Source organism: Sphingomonas prati (genome assembly GCF_014643515.1).
Classification (GTDB): Bacteria; Pseudomonadota; Alphaproteobacteria; order Sphingomonadales; family Sphingomonadaceae; genus Sphingomonas_R; species Sphingomonas_R prati.
In genome coordinates, this window is the sequence record NZ_BMJP01000002.1 from 425,858 (window position 1) to 450,792 (window position 24,935).

Here is a 24,935-nt window from a genome sequence, read left to right on the forward strand (position 1 = left end):
GACGGCATTGATCAGATGGGCGACCGTCCTTCGCAATACGGACGATCGGTCACCACACCGGTGCGGATCGCGCTTGATGCCATGGGTGGCGATGCCGGCCCCGCAACAATGGTCGAAGGGGCAGCGCTTGCTGTCCGCGCAGATCCGAATCTGACGATCACATTGTTCGGCGACGCAGCCGGGATCGAGCGAGAACGCGCGCGTTTTCCGATCTTGGCCGATCGTTCGAGCATCGTTCACGCTCCCCACGTCATTTCCGGTGAAGACAAGCCAAGTCAGGCTATTAGGCGGGCGAAAGACAGTTCGATGGGACTGTCGATTGCTGCCGTAAAGACTGGCGAGGCCGGAGCAAGCGTATCGGCCGGCAACACCGGCGCCTTGATGGCAATGTCCAAGCTGGCGTTGCGGACGATGCCTGGCATCGATCGGCCAGCATTGGCGGCGCTGCTGCCTACGCTTGGTGACAATGACCTCGTCCTGCTCGATCTCGGTGCCAATACCGAATGCGACGCGAGGAATCTGGTGCAGTTTGCCGTGATGGGCGCGGCCTATGCCCGGACCGTGATGGGCCTCCAACGGCCACGAGTACGGTTGCTCAACATTGGCACCGAGGAGCTCAAAGGCACGGACGAACTTCGTGACGCCGCGCAGGCGCTGCGCGACGCGACCGACCTGCCGATCCAGTTCGATGGTTTCATCGAAGGCGACCGTCTTGGCCGAGGTGAGGCGGATGTGATCGTGACGGACGGTTTCTCCGGTAACATCGCGCTGAAGTCGATTGAGGGCACCGCGCGGTTTGTCGCTGACCTGCTGCGGCGCGCGTTTGCAAGCTCGATCCGGTCCAAGATCGGGTTCCTGATCTCCCGCCCGGCCACCGAACTGCTCCGCCATCATCTCGATCCGAACAATCATAATGGCGCGGTCTTCCTCGGCCTGAACGGCATCGTTGTGAAAAGCCACGGCGGCGCCAGTCCGCAGGGTGTTGCCAACGCAATCGGTGTTGCAGTGAAACTGGTAGAGGCTGACATCACCCGGCTAGTGACAGAGGACCTTGCATCGATCCGCTCGCCGATCATCACCGGCGGCGGAAAGTGACAGACGGGCCGAGTGTGCGCCGAGCGCGGATTGCTGGAAGCGGCTCGGCTCTACCGGTACGCCGCGTCTCGAATGCGGAACTGGCCGAGACTGTCGACACCTCGGACGAATGGATCGTCGAGCGCACCGGCATCCGTTTTCGTCATATCGCGGGCGAAGGCGAGACGACCGCGACCCTCGCTACGGATGCTGCGCGCCGTGCATTGGAGGCGGCAGGCATAGCCGCAGATCAGGTGGACCTGATCGTGCTGGCGACGGCTACGCCGGACCAGACTTTTCCGGCTACCGCGACGAAGGTCCAGGCAGCGCTTGGCGTGACCGACTGCATCGCGTTTGATGTACAGGCCGTCTGCTCTGGCTTTCTTTATGCATTGTCGGTTGCGGACAGCATGATCCGTGGGGGCTCCGCCAAGACGGCGCTCGTGATCGGTGCTGAAACGTTCAGTCGGATCTTGGACTGGGAGGATCGCGGTACCTGCGTCCTGTTCGGCGATGGCGCCGGCGCGGTCGTGTTGGCGGTTGAAGACGCGCAGCCGTCCGCGCAACCCCGCGGTATCCTGTCAGTCAGCCTGCATGCCGACGGCCGTCATAACGGGCTACTTTATGTCGATGGTGGCCCGTCGACCACCGGCACGGTCGGCAAGCTGCGCATGAAGGGTCCCGAGGTTTTCAAACATGCGGTGACCAACCTCGCGTCGGTCATGCACGAAGTTCTGGATCGGGCGGGGCTTGAGATCGCGGACGTCGACTGGATCGTGCCGCATCAGGCCAATCGTCGCATTCTCGACGCAACGGCCCGAAAGCTCGGCTTGGCCAAGGAACGGGTCATCGTGACCGTCGATATCCATGCGAACACATCGGCCGCGTCTGTTCCGCTAGCCTTCGACGTGGCCGTGCGAGACGGACGGATCAAGCCAGGCGATCTAGTTGTGTTCGAAGCAATGGGTGGCGGTTTCACATGGGGCGCTGCGGCAATCCGGCTCTGACGACGGACGCACGCTTGTCTGACGACGGCGATCGATTTAGACCGCGAGAACGCACCGGCAGGGAACGAGACATGACCGATATCGACACACTGACCCGCGCCGATCTCAGCGATCGGGTGCATGGCGAAATTGGTCTCGCACGCGCTGACGCTGCTCGGATCGTCGAGAAGCTCCTGTCCGAAATGTGCGGCTCCCTTTCTCGTGGGGAAAACGTGAAAGTGTCCGGCTTCGGCAGCTTCATCCTGCGTGACAAAGGCGAGCGCGTCGGCCGCAATCCAAAGACCGGCGTCGAGGTTGCAATCGCACCGCGCCGCGTTTTGACGTTCAGGGCGAGTCAGATCACGCGGGATCGCATTGCGCGTGGTCACTGATCGAGGCGCATGACCGACGAACGTCCCCAAAAGCCTCCCACGAAATCAGCCACGGCATTTCGCACGATCGGCGAAGTCGCGGCGGAACTCGGCATCGCACAGCATGTGTTGCGATATTGGGAGGGGCGCTTTCCCCAACTGAAGCCGTTACAGCGCGCCGGGAACCGACGCCTTTATCGGCCAGCGGACGTCGATTTGGCGCGGAAAATCCATGCCCTCCTCAGTAACGAGGGGTACACGATACGCGGCGTCCAGAAACTCCTCACCGATGGCCCTCCCTCGATCGTCCCTCCTGTCATTGCTCCCGTCGAGCCAGCGGAGGAAAAGGTCAGCGCCAGAATCGCCGAGCTGACGGCCATCCGTCAAATTCTCATCGACGCACTCGTCGCAGACGCCACGCATTAATGAGGCCAGAAGGCCGTCGACCCCCGTTGAGGGTTGCTCGTTAAATAAGCGTCAGCTCGATAACGCCTATTTTTTAAGCAGGCCGCTGGCGACATGCTTTGGTAAACCGTCCCTCCCCTAACGAATCTGGCTGGCACGGTCTTTGCTAGTTTCGTTCCGGGGCAACGGACTGGGGCGGCCATGAAACTCGTGATTGCGATCATTAAGCCATTCAAGCTGGACGAGGTGCGTGAAGCACTGTCGCTGCTGGGTGTCCAAGGCATGACGGTAACCGAAGTAAAGGGCTTCGGGCGCCAAAAGGGCCAGACGGAAATCTATCGCGGGGCTGAATACAGCACAAACATGGTGCCGAAGATCAAGCTGGAGGTCGCCTGCCCGGATGCATTGGCCGGCCGTGTCGTGGAAGCGACGCAGGCCGCGGCAAATACCGGGGCAATTGGCGACGGCAAGATCTTCGTCCTCGACCTCGTCGAAGCCGTTCGCATCCGGACCGGCGAAACCGGCGACATCGCGCTTTAACCCAGGGGGGTAGACCATGACCATGATAAAAAGGATCGCCGCGATAACGGCCGGAGCCGGGGCAGCCGCTTTCTTTGCGCTGCCGGCATGGGCGCAGGATGCCGCGTTGCAGGCGCCAGCCGCTGCCGCCTCTCCGCCGACCGTCGACAAGGGCGATACGGCGTGGATGATGATGTCCACCATTCTCGTGCTGCTGATGATCCTGCCGGGTCTGGCGCTGTTCTACGGTGGCCTCACGCGGTCCAAGAACATGCTGTCGACGATGACGCAGATCGGTGCGGCGGCTGCCTTCGCCATGCTCATCTGGGTCATGTGGGGCTACACCATGGCGTTCGGTGACGGCGGCAACGCGGTCATTTCCGGCTTCGGGAAGGCATTCCTCGCAGGCGTGACTCCCGCATCGACCGCAGCGACCTTTACTTCCGGTGTCGCGATCCCGGAATATGTCTTCATCTGTTTCCAGATGACCTTCGCTGCCATCACGGTCGCGCTGGTGCTGGGGTCGGTCGTCGAACGGATCAAGTTCTCGGCGGTCATGGCGTTCGCCGCGGTTTGGCTGACGATCGTCTATTTCCCGATTGCGCACATGGTCTGGGCTTCGACCGGCTACTTCTTCGTGCTCGGTGCGCTGGATTTCGCAGGCGGTACGGTCGTCCACATCAACGCCGGCGTCTCGGCGCTGGTCGCAGCGATCATCCTGGGCAAGCGAATTGGCTACCCCACGGAGCGCATGGCACCCCATTCGCTTACGATGACTGGTATCGGCACAGGTCTGCTCTGGGTGGGCTGGTTCGGGTTCAACGCCGGGTCCGCGCTGGAGGCCAACGGCTCCGCCGCTCTGGCAATGATCAACACTTTCGTCGCCACCGCTGCAGCGGGCCTCGTTTGGATGCTTGTCGAGCGGGTCAGTGGCCACAAGAGCTCGGCACTTGGTTTCTGCTCGGGCATCATCGCCGGGCTGGTCGCAGTGACCCCGGCGGCGGGCAATTCTGGACCGTTCGGCGCCATCGTGCTCGGCGCGGTCGCGAGCATCATCTGCTACTATGCGGTCGCGGTGCTCAAGCCAAAGCTCGGCTATGACGATGCGCTCGATGCGTTCGGGATCCACGGTGTCGGCGGTATCGTCGGCGCGATCGGAACGGCCATCGTCTACGCTCCGTCGCTCGGCGGCCCGGGTGCTGCGGATTACGACATGGGGGCGAAGCTGATCGTTCAGCTGATGGCGGTCGGGACCACGATCGTCTGGGCTGCAGTCGGCACCGTCATCGCGATCTTCATCGCCAAGCTGCTGACCGGCCTGCGGGTTTCGGTGGAGGTAGAGCGCGAAGGCCTCGACCTCGGCGAGCATGGCGAGCGCGCCTACAATTATTGACCAGTTCGGGGATGCCCGCAGCGGCATCCCCCCAAGAGGTTCCTCCTGCGAACCACTGAGCCGGCGGCTAACCCCGCCGGCTTCTTTTTGCTTACGCGACTAGATGGACCGGGGTCGCCTCATTCGGGCGTCAGCAGGCTCCGCACCGGCGTCAGGTCATAGCCCGCCCCACCTGCGCGCTCGAACAGCGTGGCGGGCGCATCGCCCAGCCGGGCACGCGCAACGGCCCAGAGCAGCGTCGAGCGGGTGCCGGAGCGGCAGAAGGCCAGGACCGGGCCGTCGGCACGACGCAGGACCTTGACCGTCCCATCGATCATCGCTTCCGTCATGCCCGCCTGCCCCATCGGGATCGCATGATAATCCAAACCGGCGGCCTTGGCGGCCAGGGCCATTTCCTCGGTCGACGGCTGGCCGGCTTCCTCGCCATCGGGGCGGTTGTTGATGACGGTGCGATAGCCTGCGTCGGCGATTGCCTGCAGTTCGTCCGGCATCAGCTGGCCGGCCACACCCATGCTGTCGTCGAGTCTGCGGTACATGACGGTCTCCTGGTCGTGTCAGCCGTTCAGCGCATCGAGGAACGCGCGGCCATAATCTTCGAGCTTGCGCGCGCCCACGCCGGAGATGCGGCCAAGCGCGGCGAGCGATGTCGGGCGTATCGCTGCCATCTCCCGCAGGGTCGCATCGTGGAAGATGACGTATGGCGGGACACCGAGTTCCTTGGCGAGCGTCCGGCGGCAGGCGCGCAGCGTCTCGAACACCGGGTCATGCGGATGTTCGTCGGCAACGGCGCTGCCGCGGCGGCGGGTAGCGCGAACCGCCGGTTTGACGATTGCGAGGGTTTCCTCGCCTTTCAGCAGTGCGCGCGCGCCGGGGCCGAAGGAGAGGCCGCCATAGTCGTCGGAGCGGAGCGCATCGCGGGCGAGCAGCGCGCGGGCGACCGGCTTGATCAGCGCCAGATCGTCCGGGGTGCCGATGCCGAAGACGGACAGCTTGTCATGGCCAAGCGTGCGGATCTTTTCGGTGTCGCGGCCTGCCAGCACGTCGGTGAGGTGGGTGATGCCGTAGCGCATCTCCGTCCGGAACGCGGCGGACAGCAGCTTGCGTGCGGCTTCCGTGGCGTCGATGCTGGACGGGGGGTTGAGGCAATTGTCGCAGTTTCCGCAGGCGGCAGGCGGGTTTTCGCCGAAATGGCGGAGCAGGATCGCGCGGCGGCAGCCCGCGGCTTCGACCAACGCACCGAGCGAGGCCAGGCGCTGGCGTTCGCTGCGCTGGCGGTCCTCGCCGATGTCGTCGGCGATGCGGCGGGTGGCGCGGGCGAAATCGTCCGCGCCCCAGAACAGGTGGGCGACGGAGGGGTCGCCGTCGCGGCCGGCGCGGCCGGTTTCCTGATAATAGCCCTCGATCGATTTTGGCAGGCCGGCATGCGCCACGAACCGGACGTCGGGCTTGTCGATGCCCATGCCGAACGCAACGGTGGCGACCATCACCATGTCCTCGGACGTGACGAACGCTTCCTGATTGCGGGCGCGGACGGCGGCGTCGAGGCCGGCATGATAGGCACGCGTCGGGCGGCCGGTGCTGGTCGCGAGCGCGGCGGCGAGCTTTTCCGTCGCGTCGCGGGTGGGGGCGTAGACGATGCCGGGGCCGGGCGTGTCGCGGACGATCTGCGCCAGCTGGGTCGGCAGGCCGTCGCGGGGGCTGATGCTGTAGCGGATGTTCGGGCGATCGAAGCCGGCCAGAATCAGGCCGTCGGCGGGAATGCCGAGCTGGGCCAGCACGTCGTCGCGGGTGTGGCGATCCGCGGTGGCGGTAAGCGCCAGGCGGGGGATCTCGGGGTGATCCTCGACCAGCGCACGGAGCAGGCGGTAGTCGGGGCGGAAATCATGGCCCCATTCGCTGACGCAATGTGCCTCGTCGATGGCAATCAGGCTGAGCTGGACGCGGTCCACCATGCGGCGGAACCCCTCACCCGACGCGCGTTCCGGGGCGACGTAGAGCAGGTCGAGGTCGCCGGCGAGGAAGCGGCGGACGGTCTCTTCGCGGTCGTCGTTGGCGGAGGTAAGCGCGGCTGCCTTGATCCCGGCGGCGGAGGCGGAGCGGACCTGATCGTGCATCAGCGCGATCAGCGGGGAGATCACGAGGCCGGTGCCGGGGCGGGCCATGGCCGGCACCTGGTAGCAGAGCGACTTGCCCGCGCCGGTCGGCATGACGGCCAGCGTGTGGACGCCGGCCATGATGCGATCGATCACATCCTGTTGCCGGCCGCGGAAGCTGGAATAGCCGAAGGTTTCGTGGAGGACGTCGAGTGGATTGCGCACGCCGTCCACATAGGCCGGGGCGGCGGGCGTTGCCAGCGTCGTCGGTCGGGTGCGGTGGGGCGAAGTTGCGGGTTGGAAAGGGGGTGGTGTGGGAATGGCGGGAAACTAGGGTTTTTGCGGGTTTGGGTGGACCGAAGTTGAGGAAGTTGCGGTGTTTGAGCGGGTTGCGATCGGGTCGTACTGACCATGTTGGGTGAGCTGGCCTTGAGGCGAAGTTGAGGAAGTTGCGGTGTGTTGAAGGGTTAGCGGCGTAGGTGACATGGTGTTCGTTGCGATATCGTAATGACCGTGGTTGGATTCCTGTCATGATCGTCTTCGGCGTTGTTCCCCTCTCCCAGCCCTCTCCCCGGAGGGGAGAGGGCTTTGATGGCTTTGTCGGGTGCGTGTGGCGGTGGGGTTGCGTCTAGGGCGGCCCCCCACCCAACCCTCCCCCGGTGGGGAGAGGGCTTTGCTTTGGTCGGAGGTGGCTTTGCAGACCGATGAGTTTGATGCGGCATGCGTGGACGCTACCCCTCACCCGCCCCTGTAGGACAGCCCTACTCGGCGGCGACGGCCTCTTCCTGTTCGTTGGCCTGGCGGGACCACATGGCGGCGTAGGCGCCTTCGCGGCGGAGGAGGTCGGTGTGGGTGCCGCGTTCGACGACGCGGCCGGCCTCCAGCACGACGATCTGGTCGGCGTCGACGACGGTCGAGAGGCGGTGGGCGATGACGATGGTGGTGCGGCGGGCGGAGACGCGGGTGAGCGTTTCCTGGATGTCGGCTTCGGTCCGGCTGTCGAGTGCGCTGGTCGCCTCGTCCAGGATCAGCACTGGGGGGTTCTTCAGCAAGGTGCGGGCGATCGCCACGCGCTGTTTCTCGCCACCCGACAGTTTCAGGCCGCGTTCGCCGACCTTGGTTTCGTAGCCGTGCGGCATCGAGGCGATGAAGTCGTGGATCGCGGCACCGCGGGCGGCAGCCTCAATCTCGGCCTGCGACGCCCCTTCGCGGCCATAGGCGATGTTGTAGCCGATCGTGTCGTTGAACAGGACGGTATCCTGCGGGACGATCCCGATCGCGGCGCGCAGCGACGTCTGCGTAACGCCGGCGATGTCCTGACCATCGATCGTGATGCGGCCGCCGGTGATGTCGTAGAAGCGGAACATGAGGCGGGCGAGCGTCGACTTGCCCGCGCCGGATGACCCGACCACCGCCAACGTGTGGCCGGCCGGCACGTCGAGGTCGATGCCGTGCAGGATCGTGCGATCGTCGTCATAGCCGAACCGGACATGATCGAACCGGATCGCAGCCCCGGACACGGCGAGCGCGGGGGCGTCGGGCGCGTCGACGACCTCCGATGGGGTGTCGATGAGGTCGAACATCGCACGCATGTCGATCGCGCCCTGGCGAAGCGTGCGGTAGACCATGCCGAGCAGGTCGAGCGGGCGGAACAGCTGGGCGAGCAGCGTGCTGACCAGCACCGCGTCGCCGGCCGAGAAGCGCCCGCGCGACCAGCCCCACACGACGAAGCCCATGCCGCCCGCCATCATCAGATTGGTGATGAGCGACTGACCGATGTTGAGATAGGCGAGCGACGTTTCGTTCTTCACCGCGGCGCCGGCGTAGAGCGTCATCGCACGGTCGTAGCGGCGCGCCTCGCGCTCCTCCGCGCCGAAATATTTGACCGTCTCGAAGTTGAGCAGCGAGTCGACCGCGTGCGCCACCGCGCCGGTGTCGAGGTCGTTCATCTGTTCGCGCAGCTTGTTGCGCCAGTCGGTCACGACGCGGGTGTAGGCGATGTAGAGCACGACCATGACCAGCGTGGCGACGACCAGTTCCCAGCCGAACCGCGATCCGAAGATCTGCAGCACCAGCCCCAGTTCGAGGAAGGTCGGCGCGATGTTGAACAGCAGGAAGTAGAGCATCGTGTCGATGCTCTTGGTGCCGCGTTCGACGACCTTGGTGACCGCGCCGGTGCGGCGGTTGAGATGGAAGCGCAGCGACAGCGCGTGGAGGTGGCGGAACACGCTGGCCGCCAGTCGGCGGGTCGCGTCCTGCCCCACCCGTTCGAACACCGCGTTGCGCAGATTGTCGAACAGCACGCTGGCGAAGCGCGCGGCGGCATAGCCCACCACGAGCATCAGGACGAGGAACACGGTTTGCGATCCGCCGGGCAGGCCCATCGCATCCACCGCGCCCTTCAGCGCGAACGGCGCGCCGTAGACCTGCACCGCTTTCGACGCGAGGACGAACAACAATGCGACGACGATGCGGACGCGCAGCGCCGGCGAATCCTTCGGCCAGAGATAGGGCAGAAAGCGGGCGAAGGTCCGAAAACCCTTGTCGGGCATCGGCGCGGCGGGGGCGGTGTCTGGCGGCATTCCGTCGTAGATAGGGCTTTTCGCGCGCGGCACCAACGACGGCGTGGAACCGGAAAGCGCAGGGCCGGTTTCGACGCCATTCAAATGGGGCAGATGCGATGGAACCGATCCTCTACGTGCTGGCGATCATGGGGTGTGGCGACGGCCAGAGCCGGTGCGAGCAAGTGCGCGTGGAGCCGGCGCGCTACAGCTCGGTCGTGGCATGCCGGGCGGCCGCACCGGGGGCGCTGATGCGCAGTACGGACCTGTCCTACCCGGTGGTGGTCAGCGAATGCCGGACCACGCAGCAGGTCGCGGCGGTTGCGACGCCGACGCAAACGGCGTCGCGCTGAACGGGACCTCGTTCGCAGCGAGCGTGTTGCCGGGCATGGCCATTTGTGTCGGTGCTCGGGGGGCCCAGCGCATAACGACGTCCCTGCCCCAGTGCCCCTCGCCGTGCCGTCCTGCGACCAATATCAACGGTTTGAGCCGCTCATTGTAAACTGCGTGCGCTTCTGATCTGTAGCGCACATGGCTTCCGGTTCGTCGTCGCTCGCCGCCGCAATTGCCTGCCTTGCGCTGAGCGGGTGCAGCGGGGGACCATCACATGATGGCATTTTTAACAATATCGACGACGATGATCTTGCTATCCGTCGCCATGAGGCGGCGTGGCGTGCCGCGCTCGGCCAGAACCCGACTGTCTCACGCATCGACAAAGTTGTGCGCGACCAGGGTGGGTCATGCTCGACCGGGGGTTCCGGCGGTTTCAGTTGCGCGGCAGTGGTGAAACCTCGCTGGCCGTCCGTCTTCACGCTCGCGATCCAATGGACGCTCGGGTTCGAGCGCCGGGAGAACGGGCGCGTCTCCGCAGTGCGAGCAGACCGCACGAAGCTCGGCTGGGATTTATAGGCAGCTGACACAGACTCTTCTATCGGCCAGCAGAAGTGATCGCCTCGCTTACACTCGCGCCGTGAGCGGCGATCTCAAGCGCGCGGGCCGAACAGCGCGGTGCCGATGCGGACATGGGTGGCGCCGATCAGGACGGCGGTTTCGTAATCTTCCGACATGCCCATGCTGAGCCCGGCTAGACCATGGTCACGGGCGAGTTTCGCGAGCAGCGCGAAATAGGGGGCGGCCTCGACCGATGCGGGCGGGACGGCCATGAGGCCGGCGACGGGTAGCTCGGCGGTGCGCGCCTGGGTGAGCAGAGCGGGCAGGTCGGCGATCGGACAGCCGCCCTTCTGTTCCTCCGCGCCGATGTTGACCTGAATGAAGCAGTCGGGCCGGCGATCGGCCTTGTCCATGGCGCGGGCGAGTGCGGTGACGAGCGAGGGGCGGTCGACGCTGTGGATCGCATCGAACAGCGCGACGGCGGCGTCGGCCTTGTTCGATTGCAACTGCCCGACGAGGTGGAGCGCGATGTCGCCATGCCCCTCACGGAGCGCCGGCCATTTCGATTCGGCTTCCTGGACGCGGTTTTCGCCATAGGCGCGGTGGCCGGCGGCGATCAGCGGGGCGATCTCGTCCGCGCTCCGCGTCTTGGTGACCGCGATCAGCGTGACCGGGTGCGGCGCGGGGCGCAACGCGGCGGCGCGCGCGATGCGGGTGGTGGCGTCGGCCAGGCGGGCGGCGGGGGACGTATCGGAGTTCATCGCGCGCGCTATACAGGGGCCGATGCCGACGCGCCACGCCCGTACGCCAGCACTTCCCACGCTGTGGCTGATGACCGACCCGCGGATGGGCGAGGCGATGTGGCCGGCGATCGAACGGCTGCCGCGCGGGGCGGGCGTGATCTTTCGCCATTACGGCGTCGCGGGGCGGCGGACCTTGTACGAGCGGGTGCGGCGGATCGCGCGGCGGCGGGGGCTGGTGCTGGTGCTGGCCGGGACGCCGGTGCAGGCGCGCGGCTGGCGGGCGGACGGGGTACATGGCGGGGCCGCTGGTGCGGCGCGGATCCGGACGATGGGCGCGCATGATGCGGCGGAACTGGTGCGGGCGTGGCGGCGCGGGGCGCACTGCGTGCTGCTGTCGCCGGTGTTCGCAACGCGGTCGCATGCGGGGGCCGCGGGCCTGGGCCGGGTGCGGTTCGGGTTGCTGGCGCGGCAGTCGCGCGTGCCGGTCGTGGCGCTGGGCGGGATGGATCCGGCGCGAGCACGGGGGTTGCCGGCTTATGGGTGGGCCGGGATCGATGCGTTTCTGTAAGGGCTCGGCGAGAGCGTCGAGCCGGGATCAGAAGCGGAAGGCGGTCCCGATGTAGAGTGCCTGACTGTCGCGACGCTGGTCGGCGGTCGCGTCGAGCCGCTCGCGCTGCGTCTTGTAACGCAGGCCGCCGGCCAGATCGAGGTTGCGGGTGAGCGCATAGGCGCCGCCGAGGTCGACCGAATAGGTCTGATCCGCGCCGAGCAGCGACGGGCGCGAGCCCGTCACGCGATCCGCACCAAGCTGCAGCTTGGTGCTCCACTTGCGGTTCGTGTAGCTGACGCCGAGGTCGATCGCCTCGTTGTCGATCGGGAGCAGATTGCCCTCGGTCTTGGCGAAATCGCCGGACAGCGCGAACTTCTTCCAGCCGACCGACGCGCCCAGGCTGTACGCCGACGGGGCGAGCGACAGGTTGGCGACGTTGGTGATGATGCCGGCGCGCTGCGCCTCGATCCGCGCATTGGCGGCGCGCGCGCGGACCGCGACGGTGACGGCGCGGCGGCTGCCGATCGTGGTGGACGGCGTGAAGCGGAACCCGCTGCTGTTCAGACCCGACATGCCGGCCAGCGCAGCGCGGCGCGGATCGGCGGCGGCGGGGGTGAACGACCCGATGCCGCTGGCCGACGGAAGCGAGATGCCCGAGGCACCGGAAATGCGACGACGCTGCGTTGCCGCGTCGGCGCCCGACGGAAGGGCGACGGACGCAAGCAGGACGAGCGCACCCAGTGCCCCCGTCATCCCAGCAATGGCGTGATTCGCCGCCATGGTCCTCATTCCCTGCACCCCTTGCAAACCCCGCTAGCACATGGCGGTTGCCCGTCACCAGCGAGCCCCGCAAATATCGGCAGCCCTGTTGCATCAACTCCACAATCTGGGTTCGGGCGGACTGCAGGGGCGCGTGCTTGCGGGCGTAGGCCGAGGCTCTATAACAAGGGCGATCCCGTCGTCTTCGGACGACCCTGCCCTGTTGCCTATCGAGGTACCGTCATGCGTCTGTTCACCCCCGCGCTCATCCTCGGCCTCGTCGCGCTTACCGCATGCGGCGGCGGCAAAGACAAGGCGCGCATCGCGACCGCGATGGCCCCGTCGCGCGTGACGACGATCGGGGTGAACAGCTATCTGTGGCGCGCCGCGCTCGACACGCTGTCGTTCATGCCGATGGGGCAGGTCGATTCCAACGGCGGCGTGATCGTGACCGACTGGTACCAGAACCCGGCGCTGCCGTCCGAGCGGATGAAGGTGACGGTATCGATCCTCGACCAGGACCTGCGCGCCGACGCGTTGCGCGTCGCGGCATCGCGCGAAGTGTATCAGGGCGGGCGCTGGGCGGAGGCGCCGGTGCAGGCGGCCACCGTGCAGAAGCTGGAAGAGGTGATCCTGACCAAGGCCCGCGACCTGCGCCGTACCGCCGTTGCCGGCTGATCCGCGCGTGACGATTGAAGGCCAGACGACGGGAGGGCCGCAGGGGTCCGCCCCGGTGCGGTTCAACGCGCTCGACGCCGATCCGCGCTGGCAGGTGATTTGGGCGGAACGCGGGACGTTCGAGGCGGACGACGCGAGCCCGAAGCCCAAAAGCTACGTGCTGGAGATGTTCCCCTATCCGTCCGGGCGGATCCACATGGGGCATGTCCGCAACTATACGATGGGCGACGTGCTGGCGCGCTATCGCCGGATGACGGGGCACGAGGTGCTGCACCCGATGGGGTGGGACGCGTTCGGGATGCCCGCCGAGAACGCCGCGATGGAGAAGGGTGTCCATCCGGGCGCCTGGACGCGCGCGAACATCGCCGACATGCGGACCCAGCTGAAACGGCTGGGCTTCGCGCTCGACTGGAGCCGCGAGCTGGCCACGTGCGAGCCGGATTATTACGGGCAGGAACAGGCGCTGTTCCTCGACCTGTTCGCGCATGGGCTGGTGTACCGCAAGGAAAGCGCGGTGAACTGGGACCCGGTCGACCATACGGTGCTGGCCAACGAACAGGTGATCGACGGACGCGGATGGCGGTCGGGCGCGCTGGTGGAACGGCGCAAGCTGAGCCAGTGGTTCCTGCGGATCACCGATTTCGCGGACGACCTGCTCGCCGGGCTAGGTGACCTGGACCAGTGGCCCGCCAAGGTGCGGACGATGCAGGAGAACTGGATCGGCAAGAGCCGCGGGTTGAAGTTTCGGTTCGATATCAGCGATCCGTTGCCCGGGCATGAGACGCTGGAAGTCTTCACGACGCGGCCGGACACGATCTTCGGCGCGAGTTTCGCGGCGATCGCGGCGGATCACCCGATCGCGCAGGCGCTGGCCGCGAACGATCCGGCGCTGGTCGACTTCATCGCGGCGTGCAAGCGGACCGGGACCGCGGCGGCCGAGGTCGAGACGGCGGAGAAGCTGGGCTTCGATACCGGACTGCGCGTGGTGCATCCGTTCGATCCGGATTGGACGCTGCCGCTGTTCGTCGCGAACTTCGTGTTGATGGAATATGGCACGGGCGCGGTGTTCGGCGTGCCGGCGCACGACCAGCGCGATCTGGATTTCGCGCGGAAGTACCAGCTGCCCGTGACCCGCGTCGTGGCGGCCAGCGCCGATCTGGCGGATGCACCGGTGGGCGACGAGGCGGACAGTGCGCCTGGTGTGCTGGTGCAGTCGCGGTTCCTGGACGGCATGACCGTGGAGGCCGGGAAGGCGGAGGTCATCGCGCGGGCGGAGGCCAGCTGCTGGGGCGAAGGCACCACCGTGTGGCGGCTGCGCGACTGGGGCGTGTCGCGGCAACGTTACTGGGGCACGCCGATCCCAATCGTGCATTGCGACGCGTGCGGCGTGGTGCCGGTGCCGACCGAGCAGCTGCCGGTCGTGCTGCCGGAGGACGTGACGTTCGACGTGCCGGGCAATCCGCTCGATCGCCATCCGACGTGGAAGCATGTCGATTGCCCGGCGTGCGGGGCACCGGCGCGGCGCGAGACCGATACGCTCGATACGTTCGTCGATTCGTCCTGGTACTTCATTCGCTTCGCCAGCCAGCCGGACGACAAGCCGTTCGACAAGGCGGTGGCCGAACAGTGGCTGCCGGTGGGGCAGTATATCGGCGGGGTCGAGCATGCCATCCTGCATCTGCTCTATGCGCGGTTCTGGACGCGCGCGCTGAACCGGATCGGGCGGCTGGACGTGGCGGAGCCCTTCGCCGGATTGTTCACGCAGGGGATGGTGACGCACGAGACCTATTCCCGCACGGTCGAGGAACGGACCGAAACGGGCGAAGTGCTGACCGTGCCGAAATGGCTGTCGCCCGATGATATCGAGCGGCGCGACGAGGGTGTGTTCGAGACGGCGACGGGCTTGGCCGTAACGGTCGGCCGCGTCGAGAAGATGTCCAAGTCCAAGAAGAACACGATCGATCCGGGGCCGATCGTCGACCAGTACGGCGCGGACGCGGTGCGGTGGTTCATGCTGTCCGACAGCCCGCCGGAGCGCGACCTGCCCTGGAGCGAGGCCGGGATCGAGGGTGCGTGGCGGCTGGTACAGCGCGTGTGGCGGCTGACCGAGCCGGGTGCGGCGGGTGACGGGGCTGCGCCGAAGCTGGAGCGGCTGCGGCATCGCACGATCCAGGGTATTGCGGACGATATCGACGCGCTGCAGTTCAATAAGGCGGTGGCCAAGCTGTTCAGCTTCGTCGCGGCGCTGGAGAAGGCCCCCGCGGGTCCGGACCGGGCGCGGGCGGCGGAGACGCTGATCCTGCTCGTCGCGCCGATGGTGCCGCATCTGGCGGAGGAAGCGTGGGCGAGGCTGGGTCGCGACGGGCTGGTCGCCGATGCGGCGTGGCCGGCGGTCGACCCGGCGATGCTGGTCGACGATCAGGTCACGATCGCGGTACAGGTGAACGGCAAGCTGCGCGATACGCTGACGGCCGCGAAGGACGCGGACAAGGGCGCGCTGGAGGCGATGGCGATGGCATCCGAGAAGGTGATCCGCGTGCTGGACGGCGCGACCCCGCGCAAGATCGTGGTGGTGCCCGGCCGCCTCGTGAATATCGTCGCATGAGGCGCCTGCGCTTCGTCCTGGCGGTGTTGGCTGCCCCGGTGATGCTGTCCGGATGCGGGCTGCGGCCGGTCTATGCCGGTGGTGGAAGCGGCCCTGTGGCGACGGCGCTGGCCGATGTTGCGGTCGCGCCGATCCCGGGCAAGGCGGGCTATTTCATGCAGGGTGCGCTGGCGACCCGGCTGACCGGCGGCGCGGGTGCCAAGACGCGGGTCGAGGTCGAGCTGGACGACCAGATCACCGGGTTCGGCATCCGGACCGACCAGGCCGTGACGCGCGAGCGGCGGACTCTCCGCGCGCGCTACCGGCTGGTCGATGCGACGGCGGGCACGGTGCTGCTCGACGCGACCGCCAGTTCGGATGCGGGCATCGACGTGGTGAGTTCGGAATATGCACTGATCGCGGCCGAGGAGACGGCGCTGGAACGGCTGTCGGGCGACATCGCGGACCAGATCGTGGCGCGCCTCGCGCTCTATGCGCAGCGGACGGCACCACCCAAGTGATTTTGAAGCGCCCCCAGATGGAGCGGGCGCTGGACAAGCCGGACCCCGCGGTCCGCATGTTCCTGCTCTACGGACCGGACGAGTCTGGGTCACGCGAGCTTGCCGCGCGGCTGGGCAAGGCGATGGCGGGGGCCGAGCGGATCGACCTGAGCGGCGCGGGGCTGAAGGCGGACCCGGCGCGGCTGTCGGACGAGGCGATGGCGATGTCGCTGTTCGGGGACAAGCGCTACATCCGCGTCGAGCCGGCGGGCGACGACATGATCGAGGCGGCCGAGGCGCTGATGGAGGCGCCGGGCGCGGGCAATCCGGTGATCGTGGTGGCGGGCGCGCTGCGCAAGGATGCCAAACTGGTGAAGCTGGCGACGGCGCGGCTCGATGTGATGGCGTGCATCTCCTACCTGCCCGAGGGGGCGGAGGCGGACCGCATCGCGCTCGGCATGGGGCAAGCGCGGGGGGTTCGGATGAGCCCGGACATCGCGCAGCGGATGGCGGCGGCGAGCGGCGGGGATCGTGCGCTGCTGGCGCAGGAGATCGACAAGTTCGCGCTGTTCCTGGATGCGGCGCCGGACCGTCCGGTGGAGCTGGATGCGGTGGGGTTCGCGTCGCTATCCGCCGACGCCGAAGAGGGCGACGTTGGCGCTTTGGTGAATGCGACGTTCGATGGGAATCTGGCGGCGCTGGATGCGGCGCTGACCCGGATCGATGCGGCGGGCGAGGCGATCCCGGTGCTGCGTGCGCTGGTGCGGCGGGTGTTGCTGCTGTCCGCGATCCGGGCGGAGGTGGCCGGTGGGGCGAATGTCACGCAGGCGATGGCGGGGGCCGGCAAGGCGGTGTTCTTCAAGGAACGCGGGATCGTGGAGCGTCAGGTGACGCGGTGGAGCCCGCCGGCACTGGCACGCGCGCTGGAGCGGCTGGCGGGGGCTGAGCGGGATGCGAAGTCTTCGAGGTCCGCGGGGGGTGCCGGGTTGGGTGAGGAGCTGTTCGCGATCGGGCGGCAGGCGCGGCGGCGGGGGTAGGTTTTGTTGTTCCCCGGCGGAGGCCGGGGCCTTGGTGGAGGGGTTTCACCTAGGCCCCGGCCTTCGCCGGGGAACTGTTCGAGGTTAGCCTTCCGGCCTATTTAAATCAGCGCTCTCAAGTCCGTCCGTGCCTAGCGCAGTCATGCCACGCTTCTCCGGGCGCAGCCGTGGGGCAATGCGGGCTTCTCGACTGCGCTCGAAGGGTCCCTCGACTTCGCTGGGGATGGACGGGGTTTTGGTTGTTAGGCTTGGGATTTAGCCCAAATCCGTTTGGTTCGAGCCTGTCGAGAACTCTGCACTGAGTTCTCGACAGGCTCGAACCAAACGGGTTGGGGGGTTGGACCTCTACTCGTGGGGCTCACCTCGCTCGATTGGCGTAAACCGCAGCCTTCGACGATCGCCCCTCAGATCGCCTCGCCACTCAGGCGCTGACAAATCATGTCGAGCTGATCGAGCGTGGCGTAGCGGAGCGTCACGCTGCCGCCGTCGTCGCTGTGGGCGATCGTGACTTTCAGGCCGAGCAGGTCGCCGATCTGGCGTTCGAGTGACTGGATGTCCTCGTTGGGGGCGGCGGGTTTCGCGGGGACCCCGGTGCGTTGACGAGGCGCGCGGGCGTCGCGGGCGAGTTGTTCGGTTTCGCGGACGGACAGCCCGCGGTCGATGACCTGGCGGGCAAGGACCATCGGGTTCTTGGCGGTGACGAGCGCGCGGGCGTGGCCCATCGAGAGCGCGCCGGTTGACACGTCGTTGCGGACCGGTTCGGGCAGGTCGAGCAGCCGGACCAGGTTGGCGACGTGGCTGCGCGATTTGTGGACGAGCTTGCCGAGCGCTTCCTGGCTGTGGCCATAGTCGGTGATGAGCCGCTGATAGGCCTCGGCTTCCTCGATGGCGTTGAGGTCCTGCCGCTGGATATTCTCGATCAGCGCGACTTCGAGCGTTTCGACGTCGTCGAACGCGCGGACGATGACCGGCACCTCGTGCAGGTGCGCGCGCTGCGCCGCACGCCAGCGGCGTTCGCCGGCGATGATCTGGTAACCGCCGTCATGCGGGCGGACGAGGATCGGTTGCAAGACGCCGCGAACCGCGATCGACTGCGCCAGTTCCTCCAGCGCGGTTTCGTCGAAGTGACGGCGCGGCTGGCCGGGGTGCGGATGGATCGCGGCGATCGCGACGGACTGGACGCCTTGGCTGCGCTGTCCGTCGGCGGCAACCGGGGCTTCGCGCTCGACCTCCCCCAGCAACGCGGAGAGGCCGCGCCCGAGGCCACCGGGCCGTTTCCTGACGCTGGTCCCGTCGCCGCTCATTCTCATCCTCTCAAGCCGCCTTGGCCGGCGCGGGCAGACGCCCGATCAGTTCGCGGGCCAGCGCGATATACGCCTCCGACCCCGAGCAGCGATGGTCGTAGATCAGCGCGGGCAGACCGTGGCTGGGCGCTTCCGACAGCCGCACGTTGCGCGGGATGACGGTTTCGAACACGACATCGCCGAGGCAGGCGCGGACATCCTGTGCCACCTGTTCCGACAGGCGGTTGCGCTTGTCGTACATGGTGAGCGCTACGCCGAGGATCGACAGGCCGGGATTGAAGCGCGAGCGAATCCGCTCGAACGTGGTGAGCAGCTGGCTGAGCCCCTCGAGCGCGAAGAACTCGCACTGCAGCGGTACGAGCAGCAGGCGGGCGGCGACCAGCGCGTTGATGGTCAGCAGGCCCAGCGAGGGCGGGCAATCGATCAGGCAGACGTCCCAGCGGCCGGGGGGGGCGGCGTTGATCGCGGCATCGAGCCGGTGGGTGCGATGCTCGAAATCGATCAGCTCGATCTCCGCACCCGACAGGTCGACCGTGGCGGGGACGAGGTCGAGCCGCGGGACCTTCGTGGGGATCGCGGCGTCGACCAGCGTGCTGTCGCCGCGCAGGACCTCGTAGCTCGACGCGCCGCGTTCGTTCTGGTGGATGCCGAGGCCGGTCGAGCAATTGCCCTGCGGATCGAAATCGATCAGCAGCACGCGCCAGCCGGATGCGGCGAGCGCGGTGCCTATGTTGATCGCGGTCGTGGTCTTGCCGACGCCGCCCTTCTGGTTCGCAATGGCAATGCGGATCATCGCGGCTCCTTGCGGCGGACGTTCTGGCGGACGTTGGTCGCCACGACAATCGCGGCGTCGGCATCGGTCCGGCTGGGGACGACGCGAAACTCACCCTGCCATGTTCCGCGGACCGTATCCAGTTCCGACGACGCGGTGCGGCCCTTGGGAAGGATCCAGACGGTGTTGCGGTCCGAGAAGCGCACCGCGGAGTCGAGCAGCTTGGGCAGCGGGGCGTAGGCGCGCGCGGTGATGCGGTCGAAGCGCTCGGTTTCCATCGTCTCGATCCGTCCGGCGTGGAGCGTGGCGCGGTCCTTCAGGCCCAGCGTTTCGATGCAGTGGGCGAGGAACTCGGCACGCAGGCGGCGGCTTTCGACGAGCCGGACCTCCGCACCAAGGATCGCGAGCACAATGCCGGGGAGGCCGGCGCCGGAGCCGATATCGAGCCAGCGGCCGCCGGGGGGGGCGAGATCGAGCAGCTGCGCGCTGTCGTCGATATGACGGGTCTGGAACGCGTCGAGGCTGGCGGCCGAAACGAGGTTCTGGCGCGTGGCCTCGTCCCGGACCAGGTCGGCATAGGCGGCGAGCAGATCTTGCGGCGTCTCGGTCATGCCGCGCGGCGCGCCTGCACGAGGATCGCGGTGAGCGCCGCCGGGGTGATGCCGCGGATCCGCGATGCGGCCTGGAGGTCGGCGGGGGCGGCGGTGCGCAGCTTCTCGATCATCTCCGCGGACAGGCCGCCGATGGTGGCATAGTCGACATGGCCGAGCGGCAGGTTCGCACCGCCGAGCAGGCGACGGCCGTCGGCGCGCTGCCGTTCAACATAGGGCTCGTAGAGCAGGTCGGCGATGATCTCGGTGACGATCGCGTCGGGGTGGTCGCGCGTGGCGGGGACTGCGGTTTGAACCGTGGCGAGGGCGTCGGGGCCGGAGAAGGACTGGCGCAGCGTGGCGGCGGTGGGGGGATGCGTCATCGCGGTGTCGAGCGTGGCGCGGACGTCGGCGCGGGCCTCGGCGCGGCGTTCGATCGCGTGGCGCTTGGTCGAGCGGACGGCGCCGGTGGCGATCGCCTGCGGGGCGAGCCGGACTTCGGCATTGTCGGCGCGCAGGTGGAGGCGGTTGTCGGCGCGCGCGGTGAGCATGCGGTAGGGTTCGGTGACGCCCTGCAACGTCAGGTCGTCGACCATGACGCCGATGTAGCTGGCGGTGCGATCGAACAGGATGGTGTCGGCGGCGCGGGCGTGGGCGGCGGCGTTGAGGCCTGCGACGAGCCCCTGCCCGGCCGCTTCCTCATACCCCGTCGTGCCGTTGATCTGGCCGGCGAAGTAGAGCCCGGCGAAACCGGAGACGGCGAGCGTGGCGTCGAGCGCGCGCGGGTCGATATAGTCGTACTCGACCGCGTAGCCGGCCTGCAGGATCTCGACCTGTTCGAGGCCGGCGATGGTGCACAGGAACTGCTGCTGGACGGACGCGGGGAGCGAGGTGGAGATGCCGTTGGGATAGACCGCGTGCGTGTCGATCCCCTCGGGTTCGAGGAAGATCTGGTGGCCGTCGCGGTCGCCGAAGCGGAAGACCTTGTCCTCGATCGACGGGCAGTAGCGCGGGCCGGAGCCGGTGATGCGGCCGGAGAACAGGGGCGACACATCGAGCGCGCCGCGGATGATGTCGTGCGTGGCAAGGTTGGTGCGCGTGACGGCGCAGTGGACCTGCGGCAGGCGCGAGGTCTGCGTGTCGGGCGACATCGTCCAGGGTTCGGCGTCGCTGGCCTGTCGGTCGAGGCGGGCCCAGTCGATCGTGCGACCGTCGAGTCGCGGCGGGGTGCCCGTCTTGAGGCGCGCCATCGGGAGGGCGAAGTCGCGGAACTGCTGGCCGAGTCGGGTCGCGGCGCGTTCGTCGACACGGCCGCCGGGGGTGGCGGTCATGCCGCTGTGCAGGATGCCGCCAAGGAAGGTGCCGGTGGCGATCACGACGGACTGCGCAGCGAGCGTGCCGGTGCGGGTTCTGACGCCGGTGATGCGGTCGCCGGTGCGGACGAGGGTGTCGACCTCGGCCTCGACCACCGTCAGGTTCGGGTAGGCGGCGAGTGCCGACTGGACGGCGGCGGCGTAGCGGGTGCGGTCGGCCTGGATGCGCGGGCCGTGGACCGCGACGCCCTTGCTGCGGTTGAGCATGCGGTAGTGGATCGCGGCGGCGTCCGCGGCGCGGCCCATGATGCCGTCCCAGGCGTCGACTTCGCGGACGATGTGGCCCTTGCCGATCCCGCCGATCGCGGGGTTGCACGACATCGCGCCGATCCGGTCGGCCCGCATCGTGACCAGCGCGACGGTGCAGCCGAGGCGTGCGGCCGCGGCCGCGGCCTCGCACCCGGCGTGGCCGCCACCGATGACGACGACATCATAAGCCTGTTCCATATCCGGCGCGTAGCAAAGTCGACGCGGATTTGCACCTGTGGTTGACGTTGTTCCACGTGGAACAATCATTTGCCCAGGCAGAATTGCCCGAACAGGCTGTCGAGCAGGTCCTCGAACCCGGAGCGGCCGGTGAGCCGATCGAGCGCGAGGCGGGCGCGGCGGAGCGCCTCGGCCTGGAGGACGGCGTCGGTTTCGGTCGCCGCGTCACGCATGGCGAGGTGGGCTTCGGTCAGTTCGGCGCGTTGGCGGCGCGAGATGGCGTGGGCGTCGGTGGTGGGGAGGAGCGTGGCGGCGCGCGCCTGCATCCAGGCGATCAGGGGGGTGAGCCCCTGCCCTGTCTCGCTCGATACGGCGAGACGGTCCGGCGGGGACTGGTCCGGGCGGGCGTCGGCGCGGGGGAAGAGCCAGAGCGTGCTGGGATGCGCAGGGGGTGGATCGTCGCCGAGCCAGAGCAGCAGATCCGCGTCGGCGATACGGGTGCGGGCGCGGGCGATGCCGATCCGTTCGACCTCGTCCGTGCCATCGCGCAGGCCGGCGGTGTCGGACAGGAGATAGGCAGTGCCGTCGATCGCGACCGGGACCTCGACGACGTCGCGGGTCGTGCCGGGGGTCGCGGAGACGATCGCGGCGTCGCGGCCGGCGATGCGGTTGAGCAGGCTGGACTTGCCGGCGTTGGGCGGGCCGGCGAGCACGACCGCGATCCCGTCGCGGACCCGTTCGACCTCGGGGGCAGTCAGTGCGGTGGCGAGGGCTGCGGCGATGTGTTCGGCTTGGGTCGCGATGCCGATGCCGTCCGGGACTTCGGGGTCTTCGTCGCCGAAGTCGAGGCTGGCCTCGACCTGTGCGGCGAGGCGGAGGATCGCGGTGCGCCAGGCGTCCACCTGTCGCCCGAGCGTGCCGTCGGCCATCGCGAGCGCGGTGCGGCGTTGCTGTTCGGTCTCGGCTGAGAGGAGGTCGCCGAGCGCTTCGGCCTCGAGCAGGTCGATGCGGCCGTTCGCAAAGGCGCGGCGGGTGAACTCGCCGGGGTCGGCGAGGCGACAGGCAGGGAAGGTCGCCAGGACCGTGAGCATGCGCGCGACGACGGCGCGGCCGCCGTGGAGGTGGAATTCGGCGAGGTCCTCGCCGGTCGCGGTGGCGGATCCGGGGAACCAGAGGAGGAGGCCCTGGTCGATGACCTCCCCTGCCCCGTCGCGGAAGGTGCGCAGCGTCGCGCGGCGCGGTGCGGCGGCGCGACCAGCGACGGCGCGGACGATCGTGTCGGCCGACGGGCCGCTGATCCGCACGACGGCGATCCCGGCCGGCGGGGCGCCGGACGAGACGGCGAAGATCGTGTCGGTCACCGCGGTTATTTGCGCGTCGAGGCCTTGCCCATCTGGTCGGACAGCTGCTTCCAGAGCATCAGGCCGGCTTCGCCCATCGGCGCCCAGCTCTTCAGCACTGCCTGGAGCGAGTCCGGGGTGATCCCCTCGTCGATGTTGCGCTTCATCTTGTCGAGATAGGCGGCGTGCAGCGGTTCGAGATCGGGCAGGCCCATGAAAGCGCGCGCTTCCTGCGGCGTGCAATCGACGTCGACTGTGATCTTCATGGGGTCTCTCTCCGCTGTCGCCGTCCGGCATCGCATCCGCCGACCGCCCTGTCGAGGGATGGCCGGGTGCGGCATCCCACTGTAGATAGGCAGCAAGCAGTTATTGGAGAAGAGCATTGGGTGACCGCATCGAAATCGCGACGCTGGACGGCAACGACATGATGCCGGCGTATCGCGCGCAGCCGGACGGCACGCTGAAGGGCGCGATCGTCGTGATCCAGGAGATTTTCGGGATCAACGCCGGGATTCGCGAGAAGGCGGATCGCTGGGCCTCGCTCGGCTACCTCGCGATCGCGCCGGACCTGTTCTGGCGGATGGAGCCGGGTGTCGAGCTGGACCCCGATGTGCCGGCGGAGATGGAACGCGCGTTCGGCTTCTACAAGCAGTTCGATCTGGACGCGGCGATGCGCGACGTCGAGGCGACGATCAAGGCGGCGCGGGGCGACGCGGCGAAGGTCGGCGTGGTCGGATATTGCCTGGGCGGGCTGATCGCATATCTGGCCGCGACGCGGACCGATGCGGATGCGAGCGTCGGTTATTATGGCGGCGGCATCAACCAGAAGCTGGGCGAGGCGCATGCGATCGGCAAGCCGCTGATGCTGCATTTCGCGGGTGACGATCACTTCATCGACGCGGCCGCGCGCGAAGCGATCGGCGAGGGGCTGGGGTCCAATTCCCACGTCACGATCCATGACTATGCCGGTGTGGATCATGGCTTTGCGGCCACGTCCGGGTCGCGGCGCGTGGACGATGCGGCGCGGTTGGCCGATGGCCGGACCGAGGCGTTTTTCGCCGAGTATATCGGGTAGTGCTTAGCCCTCCCCCCACCGGGGGGAGGGTTGGGTGGGGGGTGTTTCTTGGTGACGCGTTGAAGGTTTGCTGTGTCCGCCTGGACACGCACCGACGTTCCGTCCATTTCGGCCCCCCTCCCCGACCCTCCCTCCGGTGGGGGGAGGGAGTTTAGGACGCCAACCCGCTATTCATCTTTTGCAGACATAAAAAAGGGGGGCGGTGTCGAGTGACACCGCCCCCCTTTCGTTGGGCTCAGTTGAAGAGGGTGAGGACGCCGACGGTGGGGTCGATCAGGCCGTCGTAGATCATCTTGCCGGCGACGTAGACGATGACCGCGAGACCGATATAGGCGATCCAGCGATAGCGTTCGATGACGCGGGCCAGCACGTTGGCCGCGATGCCCATCAGCGCGACGGACAGGATCAGGCCGAGCACCAGGATGCCGGGATGTTCGCGCGCGGCGCCGGCGACTGCCAGGACGTTGTCGAGGCTCATCGACACATCGGCGAGCGCGACGGCCCAGGCGGCCTGCGCGAAGCTGCGCGGCTTCTTGAGGGTGGCTTCGTTGCTGTCGCCATCCTCGGCCGACGCGCCGGGCTGAAGCTCGCGGTACATCTTCCACGCGACCCAGAGCAGCAGGATGCCGCCGGCGAAGACGAGGCCGACCAGGGCGAGCAGCTGCGTCACGAGCAGTGCGAAGATCACGCGCAGCACAAGGGCCGCCGCGATGCCGATCAGGATGACCTTGCGGCGCTGATCCGCGGGCAGGCCGGCGGCCAGCGCACCGACGACGATTGCATTGTCGCCGGCCAGCATGATGTCGATCAGCAGAACCTGCCCGAACGCCGCCAGCTGTGACGGCTGGGTTATGTTCGAGAAGTCGCTAACGATATGACCCCAGAGTTCCATCATGGTGCTTGTCCTGCCC

At 67.6% G+C, this 24,935-nt stretch carries 26 protein-coding genes; 14 read left to right on the plus strand and 12 right to left on the minus strand.

All coding sequences use genetic code 11. The features are described 5' to 3' along the window. The first annotated feature begins 15 nt into the window (after nt 1-15). The 6 genes from plsX to IEX50_RS09885 all read left to right on the plus strand — a co-directional run bounded on the left by plsX (nt 16) and on the right by IEX50_RS09885 (nt 4,748). The gene (gene plsX, locus IEX50_RS09860) at nt 16-1,095 is read left to right on the plus strand and encodes a phosphate acyltransferase PlsX (RefSeq protein WP_157176649.1); all 1,080 of its coding nucleotides are present in this window, start codon (nt 16-18) and stop codon (nt 1,093-1,095) included. 14 nt (nt 1,096-1,109) lie between these two features. Then, a complete protein-coding gene (locus tag IEX50_RS09865) occupies nt 1,110-2,081 on the plus strand; it encodes a beta-ketoacyl-ACP synthase III (protein ID WP_157176842.1) in 972 nt (323 codons plus the stop codon). A gap of 71 nt (nt 2,082-2,152) precedes the next feature. Continuing rightward, on the plus strand, nt 2,153-2,452 hold the full coding sequence (locus tag IEX50_RS09870; RefSeq protein WP_157176648.1) for an integration host factor subunit alpha: 300 nt from the start codon (nt 2,153-2,155) through the stop codon (nt 2,450-2,452). A gap of 9 nt (nt 2,453-2,461) precedes the next feature. Continuing rightward, complete coding sequence (locus tag IEX50_RS09875) at nt 2,462-2,857, plus strand: MerR family transcriptional regulator (RefSeq protein ID WP_157176647.1); 396 nt, start codon at nt 2,462-2,464, stop codon at nt 2,855-2,857. Nucleotides 2,858-3,037: 180 nt separating this feature from the next. Continuing rightward, the gene (locus IEX50_RS09880) at nt 3,038-3,376 is read left to right on the plus strand and encodes a P-II family nitrogen regulator (RefSeq protein WP_157176646.1); all 339 of its coding nucleotides are present in this window, start codon (nt 3,038-3,040) and stop codon (nt 3,374-3,376) included. Nucleotides 3,377-3,392: 16 nt separating this feature from the next. Next, a complete protein-coding gene (locus tag IEX50_RS09885; protein ID WP_157176645.1) occupies nt 3,393-4,748 on the plus strand; it encodes an ammonium transporter in 1,356 nt (451 codons plus the stop codon). 119 nt (nt 4,749-4,867) lie between these two features. Here the strand turns inward: IEX50_RS09885 and IEX50_RS09890 are convergent, their stop codons facing one another. From IEX50_RS09890 to IEX50_RS09900, 3 genes are all read right to left on the minus strand, one after another. Further along, the gene (locus tag IEX50_RS09890) at nt 4,868-5,284 is read right to left on the minus strand and encodes a protein tyrosine phosphatase family protein (RefSeq protein WP_157176644.1); all 417 of its coding nucleotides are present in this window, start codon (nt 5,282-5,284) and stop codon (nt 4,868-4,870) included. A gap of 18 nt (nt 5,285-5,302) precedes the next feature. Further along, nucleotides 5,303-7,066 carry a DNA helicase RecQ gene (gene recQ, locus IEX50_RS09895; RefSeq protein ID WP_157176643.1) on the minus strand — a complete coding sequence of 588 codons (1,764 nt, stop codon included), beginning with the start codon at nt 7,064-7,066 and terminating at the stop codon, nt 5,303-5,305. A 536-nt stretch (nt 7,067-7,602) separates the two neighbouring features. Continuing rightward, nucleotides 7,603-9,423 (minus strand): ABCB family ABC transporter ATP-binding protein/permease, encoded by a 1,821-nt coding sequence (locus IEX50_RS09900; RefSeq protein ID WP_157176642.1) that lies wholly within the window; start codon nt 9,421-9,423, stop codon nt 7,603-7,605. Nucleotides 9,424-9,521: 98 nt separating this feature from the next. Between IEX50_RS09900 and IEX50_RS09905 the strand changes: the two genes are divergently transcribed. Together IEX50_RS09905 and IEX50_RS09910 are read left to right on the plus strand one after the other, a co-directional pair. Continuing rightward, on the plus strand, nt 9,522-9,755 hold the full coding sequence (locus tag IEX50_RS09905) for a hypothetical protein (RefSeq protein ID WP_157176641.1): 234 nt from the start codon (nt 9,522-9,524) through the stop codon (nt 9,753-9,755). A gap of 178 nt (nt 9,756-9,933) precedes the next feature. Further along, on the plus strand, nt 9,934-10,311 hold the full coding sequence (locus IEX50_RS09910) for a hypothetical protein (RefSeq protein WP_157176640.1): 378 nt from the start codon (nt 9,934-9,936) through the stop codon (nt 10,309-10,311). Between the two features lie 74 nt (nt 10,312-10,385). Here the strand turns inward: IEX50_RS09910 and IEX50_RS09915 are convergent, their stop codons facing one another. Next, nucleotides 10,386-11,054: a YggS family pyridoxal phosphate-dependent enzyme gene (locus IEX50_RS09915; protein ID WP_157176639.1), complete on the minus strand. Its 669-nt coding sequence runs from the start codon at nt 11,052-11,054 to the stop codon at nt 10,386-10,388. A 22-nt stretch (nt 11,055-11,076) separates the two neighbouring features. Here IEX50_RS09915 and IEX50_RS09920 point away from each other — a divergent pair, with 22 nt between their 5' ends. Next, nucleotides 11,077-11,604 carry a thiamine phosphate synthase gene (locus IEX50_RS09920; protein WP_229673867.1) on the plus strand — a complete coding sequence of 176 codons (528 nt, stop codon included), beginning with the start codon at nt 11,077-11,079 and terminating at the stop codon, nt 11,602-11,604. A 27-nt stretch (nt 11,605-11,631) separates the two neighbouring features. On the opposite strand, the gene IEX50_RS09925 is transcribed toward IEX50_RS09920, so the two are convergent. Beyond that, entirely contained in the window at nt 11,632-12,366 is a 735-nt protein-coding gene (locus IEX50_RS09925; protein ID WP_229673869.1) for a porin, read from the minus strand. Between the two features lie 222 nt (nt 12,367-12,588). On the opposite strand from IEX50_RS09925, the gene IEX50_RS09930 reads away from it, so the two are divergent. Genes IEX50_RS09930 through holA form a run of 4 tightly spaced genes read left to right on the plus strand, consistent with a single transcriptional unit; the run spans nt 12,589 to nt 17,144 of the window. Then, a complete protein-coding gene (locus IEX50_RS09930; RefSeq protein WP_157176638.1) occupies nt 12,589-13,023 on the plus strand; it encodes a DUF3576 domain-containing protein in 435 nt (144 codons plus the stop codon). 55 nt (nt 13,024-13,078) lie between these two features. Next, nucleotides 13,079-15,628: a leucine--tRNA ligase gene (gene leuS / locus IEX50_RS09935; protein ID WP_157176839.1), complete on the plus strand. Its 2,550-nt coding sequence runs from the start codon at nt 13,079-13,081 to the stop codon at nt 15,626-15,628. Continuing rightward, entirely contained in the window at nt 15,625-16,128 is a 504-nt protein-coding gene (gene lptE, locus IEX50_RS09940; RefSeq protein WP_157176637.1) for an LPS assembly lipoprotein LptE, read from the plus strand. The genes leuS and lptE overlap by 4 nt, the downstream gene beginning before the upstream one ends. After that, nucleotides 16,125-17,144 (plus strand): DNA polymerase III subunit delta, encoded by a 1,020-nt coding sequence (holA, locus tag IEX50_RS09945; RefSeq protein WP_373285299.1) that lies wholly within the window; start codon nt 16,125-16,127, stop codon nt 17,142-17,144. Before lptE ends, holA begins: the two co-directional genes overlap by 4 nt. A gap of 404 nt (nt 17,145-17,548) precedes the next feature. On the opposite strand, the gene IEX50_RS09950 is transcribed toward holA, so the two are convergent. The 6 genes from IEX50_RS09950 to IEX50_RS09975 form a co-directional block, all read right to left on the minus strand. After that, nucleotides 17,549-18,448, minus strand: a complete 900-nt coding sequence (locus tag IEX50_RS09950; RefSeq protein WP_157176635.1) for a ParB/RepB/Spo0J family partition protein — start codon at nt 18,446-18,448, stop codon at nt 17,549-17,551. Between the two features lie 10 nt (nt 18,449-18,458). After that, the gene (locus IEX50_RS09955; protein WP_157176634.1) at nt 18,459-19,241 is read right to left on the minus strand and encodes a ParA family protein; all 783 of its coding nucleotides are present in this window, start codon (nt 19,239-19,241) and stop codon (nt 18,459-18,461) included. Continuing rightward, nucleotides 19,238-19,831, minus strand: a complete 594-nt coding sequence (rsmG, locus tag IEX50_RS09960; RefSeq protein ID WP_157176633.1) for a 16S rRNA (guanine(527)-N(7))-methyltransferase RsmG — start codon at nt 19,829-19,831, stop codon at nt 19,238-19,240. Before rsmG ends, IEX50_RS09955 begins: the two co-directional genes overlap by 4 nt. Continuing rightward, a complete protein-coding gene (gene mnmG, locus IEX50_RS09965) occupies nt 19,828-21,630 on the minus strand; it encodes a tRNA uridine-5-carboxymethylaminomethyl(34) synthesis enzyme MnmG (RefSeq protein WP_157176632.1) in 1,803 nt (600 codons plus the stop codon). Before mnmG ends, rsmG begins: the two co-directional genes overlap by 4 nt. A 65-nt stretch (nt 21,631-21,695) precedes the next feature. Continuing rightward, a complete protein-coding gene (gene mnmE / locus IEX50_RS09970) occupies nt 21,696-22,970 on the minus strand; it encodes a tRNA uridine-5-carboxymethylaminomethyl(34) synthesis GTPase MnmE (RefSeq protein WP_157176631.1) in 1,275 nt (424 codons plus the stop codon). Between the two features lie 5 nt (nt 22,971-22,975). Then, nucleotides 22,976-23,215: a DUF6489 family protein gene (locus tag IEX50_RS09975; protein ID WP_157176630.1), complete on the minus strand. Its 240-nt coding sequence runs from the start codon at nt 23,213-23,215 to the stop codon at nt 22,976-22,978. Nucleotides 23,216-23,331: 116 nt separating this feature from the next. On the opposite strand from IEX50_RS09975, the gene IEX50_RS09980 reads away from it, so the two are divergent. After that, nucleotides 23,332-24,024 (plus strand): dienelactone hydrolase family protein, encoded by a 693-nt coding sequence (locus IEX50_RS09980; protein ID WP_373285300.1) that lies wholly within the window; start codon nt 23,332-23,334, stop codon nt 24,022-24,024. A 235-nt stretch (nt 24,025-24,259) separates the two neighbouring features. Here IEX50_RS09980 and IEX50_RS09985 read toward each other — a convergent pair whose 3' ends face one another. Further along, complete coding sequence (locus IEX50_RS09985; protein WP_157176629.1) at nt 24,260-24,919, minus strand: TerC family protein; 660 nt, start codon at nt 24,917-24,919, stop codon at nt 24,260-24,262. Between the last annotated feature and the right edge of the window lie 16 nt (nt 24,920-24,935).